This window comes from Janthinobacterium sp. SUN118 (assembly GCF_030397695.1).
Classification (GTDB): domain Bacteria; phylum Pseudomonadota; class Gammaproteobacteria; order Burkholderiales; family Burkholderiaceae_D; genus Janthinobacterium.
In genome coordinates this window covers 159590-172713 of the sequence record NZ_JAPUBV010000003.1, presented here as the reverse complement: position 1 = coordinate 172713, position 13124 = coordinate 159590, and the positions used below count along the sequence as shown (strand labels likewise).

Here is a 13124-nt window from a genome sequence, read left to right as displayed (position 1 = left end):
GCCTTTTTTTTCGTCCGCGACTGTGGCGCGCGCCCGCTCATCCACACACTGCTTGTGCCAGCGCAAACCTGAGCTGCTGCGCGCCTGTAAAACTCCCTTGCAGGCCACTTGGCCATGACCACGCCACAGGAGTGTCAGATGATGCAACCCCGCAGCCCCTCCCCCACCTTGCGCCTGCTGTGCGCAGCCTTGCTCGGCGCGCATGGCCATGCGGCCATGGCGCAGGACAGCGGCGCCGCCGGCGGGGCGCCCGCCATGCAGCGCGTCGAAGTCACCGGTTCCTCGATCAAGCGGCTCGTCGCGGAAACGGCGACGCCGCTGTCCATCTTCAAGGCCGAGGACTTCGCCAAACAAGGCTTGACGACGGCGCAGGAAGTGCTCGGCAAGATCCCCGCGAATGCGTCGAGCATGGGCAGCGGCAATGCCGTCGGCGGCAATACCAGCGGCTTGCCCACGGGCGGCCAGGCCAGTGCCGACTTGCGCGGCCTGGGCGGCGACAAGACCCTGGTCCTGCTCAATGGCCGGCGCATCGCCAACCATCCTTACGACGGCGCCAGCGTCGACCTGAACATCATCCCCCTTGCCGCCCTCGAGCGCGTCGAAGTGCTGCGCGACGGCGCCTCGGCCATCTACGGCACGGACGCCATCGGCGGCGTCATCAACTTCATCACCAGGCGCTCCGTCAACGCGACGACTGTCACGGCCGAGGTCATCGCGCCCCAGCACAAGGGCGCCGACGAACACCGGCTCAACCTGTCGACGGGCGTCGGCCAGCTCGACGCGGATGGCTACAACCTGTTCGGCGTGGCCGATTACCACAAGCAACAAGTGCTGACCTCGCAAGACCGCGCCTTCTCGCAGACCGGCGTCATTCCCGCGCGCGGCCTGTCGATTACCAGCGGCACGACTTTCCCCGGCAATTATTTCGATGCGGCCGCCAACGGCGGCGCTGGCCTGGCCGGCAATCCCTCTGCGGCCAGCGGCTGCCTGCCGCCGCTGTCGGTGCCGGCGGTGCCGGCCAACGGCACTTGCCGCCAGGATTACACGCGCCAGATCGACGACCTGCCCGCGCAGGAGCAGCTGGCCGTCTTCGGCAAGGGCGCCTTCAAGCTCGGTGGCGGCCACCTTGCCAGCGTCGAATATTTGCATGCGGAAAACAAGGTCAAGGCGCGCACGGCGCCGCCGCCGCAGACGGCCCTGAGCCTGCCTGCCAGCAGCAAATACTATCCGGGCAACGCGGGCGGCGTGCCGGCCCAGCCGGGCCTGTCGGGCCAGCCCCTGAGCGTCAACTGGCGGCCCGTCGAGGCGGGCCAGCGCCAGATCGATTCGCACGGCAAGGCCGACCGCCTGGTGCTGGCGCTGGAAGGCGAACTGGCCCGCTGGGATTACAGGACTGGCCTCAGCCATGCGATCAGCAAGTCGTCGGAACAATTTACGGGCGGCTATGTACAGGACGCGAGTTTTGCCGCCGGCGTACTGAACGGCATCCTGAATCCGTTCGGCCTGCAGGACGCGGCCGGCAAGTCTTACCTCGACAGTACCGCCCTGCGCGGCGAAGTGCAGAATGCCAGGGTCACCACCACGGGCATCGACATCAAGGGCAGCCGCGAGCTGATGCCGCTGGCCGGCGGAGCGCTGGCGCTCGCGCTCGGCGCCGAATGGCGGCGCGAACGGGCCAACTTCAACGTGAATCGCGACATCGCCGGCCAGGCCGCCAGTTCAGGCTTGTCCGGTTCGCTGTCGAAGAGCGGCTCGCGCACCATCGCAGCCGTCTTCGGCGAACTCAACTTGCCCCTGCTGCAGGACCTGGAAGTGCAGCTGGCAAGCCGTTTCGACCATTACAGCGACGTGGGCAGCACCACCAATCCGAAGCTGGCCGTGCGCTACCAGGCCAGCAGCGCGCTGGTGCTGCGCGGCTCGGCCAGCACGGGTTTCCGCGCGCCCACCTTGTTTGAAAAGAATGCGCCGCCATCGCGCAACGACACCAATGATTCCTATGACGACCCCATCCTGTGTCCGGGCGGCGTGCCGCAGCCGGGCGCCAATCCCCTGCGCGACTGCGACTTGCAGCAATTCAAGCTGCAAGGCGGCAATGACAAGCTGAAGCCGGAAAAATCCACTACCTTCGCCGTCGGCGTGGTGCTGGAACCGGTCAAGGAAGTGACCGTTGCCATCGATTACTGGAACATCCACTTGAAGGACAAGATCGCCGCGCTGCCGGAACAATCGATCTTCGGCAACTACGAAAAGTACAAGGCCTTGTTCCTGCGCAATCCCGATGGCTCGCCGTATGCGATTCTCGACCTGAACGACAACCTCGGCGAAGTGAAAACCGACGGCATCGACGTCAGCCTGAATGCCCGCCTGGGGCGCGGCGCGTTTGGCAATGTCAGCCTGTCCGTGGACGGCACCTGGACCCGCAAGTATGACTACCAGAACGAGCGCGGCGGGGAATTCATCGCCAACGTGGGCCGCTATGCGGACAACAACCCCGTATTCCGCTGGAAACATACGGCGGCGCTGAACTGGCGCAAGGGCAACTGGGGCGCGACCGTGTCGCAATCGTTCAAGTCGCGCTACACAGACCAGAACCAGGTGGCGCCGCAGTACCGGCACGACGTGTCGTCGTACAGCCTGCTGGGCGTGTCGGCCAGCTATGCGTGGCGCGGCTTGCTGCTGATGGCGGGCGTGAAGAACCTGCTGGACAGGGAACCGCCGTTCTCGAACCAGGGCACGCTGTTCCAGAAAGGCTATGACCCGCGCTATACGGACCCGGTCGGTCGCGCGTACTACCTGCGCGGCAGCTATACGTTCTAGGGGAAAATCGGCAGGAAAGCAATGAAACAAGGCAGCGCTGGCAAGCGTGTGCCAGCCAGGCTAAAAGCGGCGCCATCAGCGATGATGTGCGCCGTTTTATTTTACCCGCCTGAGCATGGCTGACAAGTGTTCACGATATTTTATTCCTGAAGTAATGCAAAAAAAATAGCAATTTGTTGCATTTCGTCCAAAAAGTCTGCACGAAATTGACAATCTGAATCGCGAATGTTTTGATGAGGACCCTGAAAATTTACAGAATTTTCATTGGTGGAATTTGAAAGTGGCAAATAAATTGTTGGTGAGCAACAAGTTATTTCAAAATAAATGCCATCTTTATCACAATAACAAGGAATTTCAGATGATGATAGAAAATGTAATGTCGCGTTCGCTGCGCCTGATGTTTGCTGGCGGTATCGCCCTGGGTATGCATGCAGCGTATGCGCAAGAAACAACGGATGGCACCATGCAGCGCGTGGAAGTCACGGGTTCGAGCATCAAGCGCATCGCTTCGGAAGCGTCGCTGCCGGTGCAATCGTTCAACCAGAAAGACATCAAGAAAACCGGCGTCAGCACGGTCACCGATTTCATCCAGCAAATCCCCGCGATGCAGGGCTTCTCCGTGGCCGCCGATTCGGTCGGCGGCGGCGGCGGCGGCGTCACCACGGCGTCGATCCACGATATCGGCGCAGCCTACACGCTGGTGCTGCTGAACGGCCGCCGCATTGCGCCGTCCAATTCGGGCACCACCATCGACCTGAATTCGATTCCGCTGTCGGCCATCGAACGCGTGGAAGTGCTGACCGACGGCGCCTCGGCCCTGTATGGCGCCGACGCCATCGCCGGCGTGGTCAACTTCATCCTGAAAAAAGGCGCATCGCCGCTGGAAATCAATGCCAAGTACTCGCGTCCTGAAGAATCGGGCGGCGCCAGCAACTCGTTCTCGATCAGCAAGGGCTTCGGCGACATCGACGACGACGGCTACAGCATCTTCGTGTCGGCCAGCCACGACGAACAAAAATCGCTGAAAGCATCGCAGCGCAGCTTCGCCAAGAGCGGCATCATCAATTTCAACGATCCGAAGACCGGCAAGGCACTGCAATTCATCAACGGTTCCTCGCGCTCCGCGCCGGCCAACGCCACCGTCGATTACAACCGCACCGATGCGAACGGCAATCTGGTGATCAATCCAGACACCCAAAAACCGTACGTGGACAGCGTCAACATAAATCCGTATGCGCGGGCCAACGGCGGCAAATGCGCCGCCAGCAATATGGACTTCTATGGCGACGGCAACTGCTATTTCGATTCGCCGTCGACCATCGAAATCAATCCGGAATCGAAGCGCGACTCGCTGTTCAGCTCCGGTAGCGTCAAGCTGGGCAATACCGGCTTCCAGGGCTTCTATGACCTGGCCTACACGGAAGCGCGCATCATCGCCAGCATCGCGCCGTACCCGGCCGATTTCTCGGTCCCCGTCGGCTCGCCGCTGTTCAATAAATACCTGGCACCGGGCCTGACGCCCGAGCAACTGGCCAACGCCACGGGCGCCATCGCCAAATACCGCCTGTCGGAAATGGGCAACCGCGTGTACGACTATGGCACCAAGGCCACCCACATCGTCGCCGGCATCGACGGCAACGCATTCGGCTGGGATATCAACTCGGCGGTGACGTACTCGAAAAACAAGCAGACGCAAGATTACGTGAGCGGCTTCCCGCTGTCGGACAAGTTTGACGCGCAAGTGGCCGCCGGCAATATCGACCCGTTCGCCTACCCTGTCGGCGCCATGCCCGATGCCATGCGCCAGGCCTTGCTGGGCACCGGCTTCAGCGGCACCTACAACACGCAAACCGTGGAAATGAAGGGCATCGACGGCCGCGCTTCGCGTCCTGTCTTCTCGCTGCCAGGCGGCACAGCCATGCTGGGTGTCGGCGCCGACTACCGCAACACCTCGTACAAGGTGCAACAGGCGAACGTCGCCAAGCAGGCGCAGATCCTGTTTGACAATCCGCAAGTCGACAGCGAATATGCGCGCGACAACGCCGGCGCGTATGCCGAACTGATGTTGCCGATCTCGAAGAAACTGGAAATGACGGGCTCGCTGCGTTATGACCAGATCGGCGCCATCGATGACAAGCTGACGGGCAAGACCGTGGGCAAGAAAGAAAACGCCACCACCTGGAAAGTCAGCGGCAAGTACTCGGCCGCCAAGAACCTGATGTTCCGCGCCGCTGCCGGCACCGGCTTCCGCGCCGCCAGCATGCAGGAAATCGCCGGTCCATTGGAAGACTGGGGCGTTACCGGTGGTAACTATCAATGCCCATTGACGGCAGCCAACGGCATGGCCGGTCACCCGCTGGCCAGCTATTGCAGCGGCGTGGGACGCCAGCAATTCGAAGCCTTCCAGGGCGGCAATCCCGACCTGAAGCCGGAAACGTCGAAACAGTGGAGCATCGGCACCGTGTTCGAGCCGATCGACAGCCTGTCGATGTCGTTCGACCTGTGGAACGTGGAAATCCGCGACCAGGTGACGGCCGTGTCGGAAGGCCTGATCTTCAACGATCCAGCCAAGTACGCCAACCTGTTCACCACCAAGCACATCAGCTCGACGGGCAAGGACGTGCTGGCCATCAAACTGCTGCCGATCAACATCGGCAAAGTGGAAAACCGCGGTATCGACTATGACTTCACCCACAAGATGAAGCTGCTGGACGGTCGCCTGACGAGCCGTCTGATGGGTACCTATCTGCTGCGTTCGCGCTACACGACGCCAGGCACCGATGATCAATGGGAAACCAGCCTGAACCGCTACGGTTCGAACGACAAGGTCAGCTTCCGCAACATCATCCGCGCCAGCACCACGTATGAGACGGCCAAGTTCACGCATACGCTGAGCGCCAGCTACCGCAATGGCTACACGGACAAGGAACAGACGGTCGACGACTGCGCCGTCATCGTGGCCGGCAGCCCTGGCGAATGCTATGGCATCCAGCTGGAAGTGCCGAGCTACACCACGTTCGACTTCCAGACGGCTTACCGTCCGCTGAAGAACGTGGAAATCACGGGCGGCATCCTGAACCTGTTCGACCGCAACCCGCCATTCACCCTGCGCAACACGGGTTCGCATCAAGTGGGCTACAACCCATCGTACTCGAGCGCCCTGGGCCGCCAGTTCTACCTGAGCGGTTCCTACAAGTTCTAAGCTGACTGTGAGCTGAGAATTGAAAAAGCCCGGAAAGCTTAGCTTTCCGGGCTTTTTTTCATGCCGCGCACGCTTTATTCCGCGTCGCCCTGCAAGCGGCGCTGTTTCACGGCAGCCGCCAGGTTTTCCAGCACGGCCACGCTGGCGCTCCAGTCGATGCAGCCATCCGTGACGGACTGGCCGTAGATTAATTCCTTGCCTGGAATCAAATCCTGGCGGCCGGCCACCAGGTGCGATTCCACCATCACGCCAACGATGCGGCCATCGCCCGCCGCCACCTGGCTGGCGATATCGGCGCACACGGGGATCTGGTTTTCCGGTTTTTTCGAGCTGTTCGCATGCGAGGCGTCGATCATCAGGCGCGCCGCCAGGCCTTGCGCGGCGATGGCCTTGCAGGCGTCGTCCACGCTGGCCGCGTCGTAGTTCGGCGTCTTGCCGCCGCGCAAGATGATGTGGCAATCCTCATTGCCATTGGTCGAGACGATGGCCGAGTGGCCGCCCTTCGTAACGGAGAGGAAATGGTGCGGCTGCGAGGCGGCCTTGATGGCTTCCACGGCGATTTTCACGTTGCCGTCCGTGCCATTCTTGAAGCCGACCGGACAGGACAGTCCCGACGCCAGTTCGCGGTGCACCTGCGACTCCGTGGTGCGCGCGCCGATGGCGCCCCAGCTGATCAGGTCGGCGATGTATTGCGGGCTGATCACGTCGAGGAATTCGGTACCGGCAGGCAAGCCCAACTCATTGATGTCGCGCAACAGTTCACGCGCCATGCGCAAGCCGTCGTTGATGCGGAAGCTGTTGTCCATGTACGGATCGTTGATCAAGCCCTTCCAGCCCACCGTGGTGCGCGGCTTTTCGAAGTACACGCGCATGACGATTTCCAGTTCGCCGGCGAAACGCGTGCGCTCCTTGACCAGCAGGCGCGCATATTCCATGGCTGCCTTGGTGTCGTGGATGGAGCAAGGCCCGATGACCACCATCAGGCGGTCGTCCTGGCCATGCAGGATGCGGTGCAGGGCGATGCGCGCACTGGCGGCGGTCTGTTCGGCTTGTTCTGAGCAGGCAAATTCGCGGATCAGGTGGGACGGCGGAGTCAATTCCTTCATTTCGCGAATACGCAAATCATCGGTGCGGGGCATCATTTTCTCCAAAATTTGAACAAGGGTAAAACATCTGGGTAAAAAAAAACCGCCATCAGTGGCGGTTTTTTAGAATTTGCTGGGATCTCGTTTTTGCTGCTACGTGAACCGTCCGCTACTCCACCGCCTTTGGGTTGGAATTGCTAAAGTAAAAATAAGCGGTAAAAAAGTGGCGAGCGAACATGCGAGTCATCCCTGAGTGATGGCTGACTATAAACCTAAATTGCAAGGGTTGGCAAGCATATTTGTCGGCAAAGCCGCATGCTGCTGCCGTTTTACACTGCACAACACGCAAAAAAGCATAAAAAGTTGCGCGCGGTGAATCTCGCTGTGAACCCGCGCCGTGCATCTGAATCCGGGCGCCACCGCTGTGCCCGTCGTGGCAGCCACGCCACGCCAGCCATTCTATCGACGACAAGCGGCGCACTCATTGATCTAGATCTAATCCCGGCGTCGCCGCACGGACAAAACTCAAGGACGTATTGATGATCTCTTTGACTGCCTGACCTTTTCCGGAGAACCGCATGATGCCTACACCATCCTTACCGTCCGCCGCCTTTTCACCACCGCGCCTGGGCCTGGCGCTGGCCAGTGCATTGCTGAGCCTACCCGTCCTGGCGCAGGACAATGCCGCGCCCGCCCCCCTGCAACGCGTGGAAATCACCGGCTCGAACATCCGCCGCGCGCAAGCTGAAACGGCATCGGCCGTGCAGACGCTGAACGCGGCCGATATTGAAAAATCGGGCAAGTCCAGCGTGGCCGAACTGCTGCAAACCCTGGCCGTCGACAACCAGGGCTCCGTGCCCACCACCTTCGGCAACGGCTTCGCCGCCGGCGCCTCCGGCGTGTCGCTGCGCGGCCTCGGCACGGCCTCGACCCTGGTGCTGCTGAACGGTCGGCGCGTGGCGCCGTACGGCCTGGCCGACGATGGCCAGAAAGTATTTGCCGACCTGAACATCATTCCCCTGGAAGCCGTGGAAAGAGTGGAAATCCTCAAGGATGGCGCCTCGGCCATCTACGGTTCGGATGCGATCGCCGGCGTCGTCAACGTGATCCTGCGGCGCGACTACCAGGGCACGGCCATCAAGGGCAATTACGGCAAGACCAAGGAATGGGATGGGCGCGACGCGCGCGCCGCCATCACGCACGGTTTCGGCGACATCGACCGCGACCGCTACAACGTGCTGCTGAACCTCGAATACAGCGAAAAGGCCGCCATCTGGAACCGCGACCGGGCCGGCCGCGGCGCCGTCGGCCGCAGCGACTTGCGCGACCTGGGCTTCAGCGCGCAGGAAACCCTCAGCGGCGCGGGCGCCATCACCACCAACAACGCGGCCGGCAGCGCCGTCAACGGCAATGTGCGCAACCCCGACACGCTCGACTACTACAACCGCGGCAACCTGGCCGGCGCGGGCTTTACGCGCACCTTTCCCGGCGCCGCCTGCGGCAACTTCACGAGTCACCCGCAGGGCGACCCGGGCGGCGGCTGCCTCACCGATGCCGCCCAGCAATATGGCCAGATCCAGCCGAAGCAGAAGAACGTCAATTTCTTCGGCCGCGGCGCCTGGCAGCTGACGCCGGCCCTGCAAACCTATGTCGAACTGAACGTCTATCACAGTGAATCGAACTCCGCCACCACGCCGTCGGGCATCAGCGGCTCGGTGGGTTTTCCGGGCGGCCCCGTCAGCAATGCGGGCGTGTCGCTGGGCGCCAGCCACCCGGACAACCCGTATTTCGGCACGGCCGCGCGACTGCGTTACCTGGCGGCCGATGTCGGCCCGCGCCTGTCGCAAGTCGATTCGACGTTCACGCGCTTTGTCGCCGGCATCAAGGGCACGGTGGCGGGCTGGGACATCGACAGCGCCCTGCTGTACTCGCAAAACAGGGTATCGAACGATCTGGACGGCTATCTGCAGCGCGACGTGGCCTTTGCCCTGCTCAACCCGACGGCCGCCAACGTGGCCCTCGCCAGCCAGAATCCCGCCTACGCCGCCCTGCCGGCCGGCAGCGTGTGGCGCATCGCCGAAAATGCGGGACTCAATTCGGCCGCCCTGTACGCGGCCCTGTCGCCGCGCATTTCCAACGATGCCAAGACGCATATCGCACAGATCGACTTCAAGGCCAGCCGCGAAGTAGGCAAGCTCGACGGCGGTGCCCTGGGCCTGGCCGTGGGCGCCGAGTTCCGCCACGAGTCGACGGAACTCAAGCCCACCACGGGCACCGAGCGGGGCAATATCATCGGCCTCGGCTATTCCGCCTACAAGGGCAGCCGCAACGCCTCGGCCATCTATGCCGAGGTACTGGCGCCCGTCCTGAAAAGCGTGGAACTGTCGGGCGCCCTGCGCGCCGACCATTTCACCGATGTGGGCAACTCCTACACGCCGAAAGTGGGCGTGAAATGGACGCCGGTGCGCGAACTGGCCTTGCGCGGCACCTTCGCCAAGGGTTTCCGTGCCCCCAGCGCGGCGGAAAACGGCGTCGGCGGCCTGGCCGCATTCGCCACTGCCAGCGATCCCGCGCGCTGCGCGCTGGGCGTGGCAGCCGCCTGCGACCCGGCGTCGATCGCCGTCATCACCTCGCCCAACCCGAACCTGTCGCCCGAGCGCTCGCGCAGCTATTCCGTGGGCGCCGTGTGGGACCCGCTGCCGCGCAGCAGCATTTCCGTCGACCTGTGGCAAATCCGCCGCAAGAACGAAATCAACCAGGAACAAACGGACACGGCCATTGCCGAAGGCCATGTGGCGCGCGACCCGTCGACGGCGACCGGCATTCCCGGCGATCCGGGCGCCATCACAGCCGTGCTGGCCAACTATGTGAATTCGGCGCAAACGACGGTGCGCGGCATCGACATCGACGCGCGCCAGCGCTTCAACCTGGGCGGCGATTACGGCAACCTGGTGTTCGACCTGAAGTGGACGCATTTGTACAAGTGGCTGCGCACGGAGCAGGATGGCACGCAGCGCGATTTTGCCGGCACGCATGGCAATTGCGACATCTCAAACTGCATGGGCACGCCCGACGACAGGATCAACCTGGGCGCCACCTGGGAGCGCCAGAACTGGCGCGTCTCGGCCAACGTCAACTACCGCGCGCCGCTCGACAACATACTGTTCAAGAATGACCCGGACGGCTGCGCCACGCATTTCGCCGATGGCACGGATGCACCGCGTGGCTGCCGCATCGCCTCGTTCACCACGGTGGACCTGACGGCCCGCTGGCTGGCCACGCCCAAGCTGGAAGTGTTTGCGACGGTGCAAAACCTGTTCGACAAGATCGCCCCGCTCGACCCGCTCACATATGGCGCCACGGGCTACAACCCGCTCGACTACGCGGGCGCGGCGGGCCGGTTTTTCAGCGCGGGGGTGAAATACAAATTCTGAGAAACGGGGAGAGACGCGTAGGTCGGATTAGCAGGGGCCGCCACGAGCAATCCGGTGACGGCATTGGCGCGGCCGGTGGTGGTGTCGGGTTACGCGCTGTGCGCCAACCCGACCTACGCGAGCGCAATGTCAGAAAAAGCAGGTCGGATTAGCCCGGAGGGCGTAATCCGACAATCAGGTTGGCCTGGAAGTGTCGGGGGACGATCAGGCCGTGCCGCCAACGGTAATGCCGTCCAGGCGCAGGGTCGGCTGCCCCACGCCCACGGGCACGCTCTGCCCTTCCTTGCCGCACACGCCCACGCCCGCATCGAGGCGCATGTCGTTGCCGATCATGGAGACGCGGTTGAGCACGTCCGGGCCATTGCCGATCAGGGTGGCGCCCTTCACGGGGTAGCTGAGCTTGCCGTTTTCGATCATGTACGCTTCGCTGGCCGAAAACACGAACTTGCCGTTCGTGATATCGACCTGTCCGCCGCCGAAGTTGACGGCATACAAGCCGTTTTTCACGGAGGCGAGGATCTCGCCCGGATCCTTGTCGCCGCCCAGCATATACGTATTCGTCATGCGCGGCATGGGCAGGTGGGCGAACGATTCGCGGCGCGCATTGCCCGTCACGGGCATCTTCATCAGGCGCGCGTTCATGGTGTCCTGGATATACCCTTTCAGGATGCCGTCCTCGATCAGGGTCGTGCACTGCGTGGGGTTGCCCTCGTCATCGATGTTCAGCGAACCGCGGCGGCCAGCCAGGGTGCCGTCATCGACCACGGTGACGCCTTTGGCCGCCACCCGTTCGCCGATGCGACCGGAAAACGCGGACGAGCCCTTGCGGTTGAAATCGCCTTCGAGGCCATGGCCGATGGCTTCATGCAGCAGGATGCCGGGCCAGCCCGGCCCCAGCACGATGGTCATGGGGCCGGCCGGCGCCGGGCGCGCCTCGAGGTTCACCAGCGCCGAATTGACGGCGTCGGCCGCATATTGCTCGAGCACGGCGTCGCTGAAGTAATCATAGCCAAAACGTCCGCCGCCGCCGGACGAGCCCGTTTCGCGGCGGCCATTCTGTTCGGCGATGACGGTCACGGAGACGCGCACCAGCGGACGGATATCGGCCGCCAGCACGCCATCGCTGCGCAACACCAGCACCACGTCGTATTCGCCGGCCAGGCCCGCCATCACCTGCACCACGCGCGGGTCTTTCGCGCGCGCCATCTTTTCCACGCGCTCAAGCAATTGCACCTTGGCCGTGGCGTCGAGCGAGGCGAGCGGATCGTTGGGCAGGTACAGGGAACGTCCGCCCTGCGGCTGCATCTGGCCCGCGATCTTGATTCTGCCGGTGCCCACGCGCGCTATCGTGCGCGTGGCCGCCGCCGCTTCCAGCAAGGCCCGCTCGGAAATGTCGTCCGAATACGCAAACGCCGTCTTGTCGCCGGACACGGCGCGCACGCCCACGCCCTGGTCGATGGAAAAGCTGCCCGTCTTGACGATGCCCTCTTCCAGGCTCCAGCCCTCGCTCTTGGTGGACTGGAAATACAGGTCGGCATAGTCGACCTTGTGCGTAAACATCGTGCCCAGGGCTTTCAGCAGCTTGTCTTCGTCTAGGCCGAACGGCGTGAGCAGGATGTCGCGCGCCACGGCCAGGCTGGACAGATTGGGTTCAAATGGGGTCATGGCTCTTTCTCACAATTCAATTCTTTTACAGTGCCTGACAGCAGCGTAGCGCTCGGCAGTGATTGATGGCCGCACAGCGCGACGCGCAGCAGCGCATGCCAGATACTCTCACATGGTGCGGTGAGTCAGGGCAGGCAGCGATTCGCGCACGCCAGCCAGAAACAGCGGATCGATCTCGCCGCTGACCACGCCCTCGCCCTCGGGCAGCACGGCTTTCACTTCACCCCAGGGGTCGATCAGCATGCTGTGGCCCCAGGTGCGGCGGCCGTTCGGGTGCAGTCCGCCCTGCGCCGAAGCCAACACATAGCACTGGTTTTCGATGGCGCGCGCGCGCAGCAGCACTTCCCAGTGGGCGCTGCCGGTCGTGTGGGTAAACGCGGCCGGCACGACGATCAGCGCGCAATCGCCCATGGCGCGGTACAGCTCGGGGAAGCGCAGGTCGTAGCAGACGGACAGGCCGACGCGGCCAAACGGCATCTCGATCGAGCGCACCTGCGCACCGGGCACGATGGTGCGCGATTCATTGTACGACTCGGTGCCGCGCGTAAAGCCGAACAAATGGATCTTGTCATAGCGGCCGGCCGGCGCGCCTTGCGGGTCGTACACGAGGGTGGTGTTCAAGACCTTGCCTTCCTGACCAGAAATCAGGGGCAAGGTGCCGCCGATCAGCCAGATGCCGTGCTCGCGCGCCATCTGCGCCATGCCATCCTGGATGGGGCCATTGCCGGGCTGTTCCGCGTGGGCCAGCTTGTCCGTTTCCTGCTTGCCCATGATGGCCCAGTATTCGGGCAGCACCACCAGCTCGGCGCCACCGGCGGCGGCCTGCGCCACCAGCCGGCGCGCCGTGGCCAGGTTGTCTGTCACGGAAGGGGAAGAAATCATTTGTATTGCTGCGACTGTATGCATCATCTCACCTCTACG

Annotated in this window: 6 protein-coding genes; 3 read left to right on the top strand and 3 right to left on the bottom strand. The window is 63.0% G+C overall.

Going from position 1 to position 13124, the window contains the following annotated elements:
- The first annotated feature begins 138 nt into the window (after window positions 1-138).
- Together O0880_RS19855 and O0880_RS19850 are read left to right on the top strand one after the other, a co-directional pair.
- Window positions 139-2817 (top strand): TonB-dependent receptor, encoded by a 2679-nt coding sequence (locus O0880_RS19855; protein WP_289888323.1) that lies wholly within the window; start codon window positions 139-141, stop codon window positions 2815-2817.
- A gap of 358 nt (window positions 2818-3175) precedes the next feature.
- Complete coding sequence (locus tag O0880_RS19850; protein WP_289888321.1) at window positions 3176-6019, top strand: TonB-dependent receptor; 2844 nt, start codon at window positions 3176-3178, stop codon at window positions 6017-6019.
- A gap of 74 nt (window positions 6020-6093) precedes the next feature.
- Here O0880_RS19850 and aroG read toward each other — a convergent pair whose 3' ends face one another.
- Window positions 6094-7158 carry a 3-deoxy-7-phosphoheptulonate synthase AroG gene (gene aroG, locus O0880_RS19845; RefSeq protein ID WP_289888723.1) on the bottom strand — a complete coding sequence of 355 codons (1065 nt, stop codon included), beginning with the start codon at window positions 7156-7158 and terminating at the stop codon, window positions 6094-6096.
- A 524-nt stretch (window positions 7159-7682) separates the two neighbouring features.
- Here aroG and O0880_RS19840 point away from each other — a divergent pair.
- Entirely contained in the window at window positions 7683-10538 is a 2856-nt protein-coding gene (locus tag O0880_RS19840; protein ID WP_289888319.1) for a TonB-dependent receptor, read from the top strand.
- A gap of 204 nt (window positions 10539-10742) precedes the next feature.
- Here O0880_RS19840 and tldD read toward each other — a convergent pair whose 3' ends face one another.
- Complete coding sequence (gene tldD, locus O0880_RS19835; RefSeq protein WP_289888318.1) at window positions 10743-12203, bottom strand: metalloprotease TldD; 1461 nt, start codon at window positions 12201-12203, stop codon at window positions 10743-10745.
- A gap of 108 nt (window positions 12204-12311) precedes the next feature.
- Window positions 12312-13112 (bottom strand): carbon-nitrogen hydrolase family protein, encoded by an 801-nt coding sequence (locus O0880_RS19830; RefSeq protein ID WP_289888317.1) that lies wholly within the window; start codon window positions 13110-13112, stop codon window positions 12312-12314.
- Window positions 13113-13124: the final 12 nt, after the last annotated feature.

Coding starts and splice junctions, on each gene's coding strand:
- O0880_RS19850 (WP_289888321.1), top strand. CDS start 3,176: ATGATGATAGAAAATGTAATGTCGCGTTCGCTGCGCCTGATGTTTGCT.
- O0880_RS19830 (WP_289888317.1), bottom strand. CDS start 13,112: ATGATGCATACAGTCGCAGCAATACAAATGATTTCTTCCCCTTCCGTG.
- O0880_RS19855 (WP_289888323.1), top strand. CDS start 139: ATGATGCAACCCCGCAGCCCCTCCCCCACCTTGCGCCTGCTGTGCGCA.
- aroG (WP_289888723.1), bottom strand. CDS start 7,158: ATGCCCCGCACCGATGATTTGCGTATTCGCGAAATGAAGGAATTGACT.
- O0880_RS19840 (WP_289888319.1), top strand. CDS start 7,683: ATGATGCCTACACCATCCTTACCGTCCGCCGCCTTTTCACCACCGCGC.
- tldD (WP_289888318.1), bottom strand. CDS start 12,203: ATGACCCCATTTGAACCCAATCTGTCCAGCCTGGCCGTGGCGCGCGAC.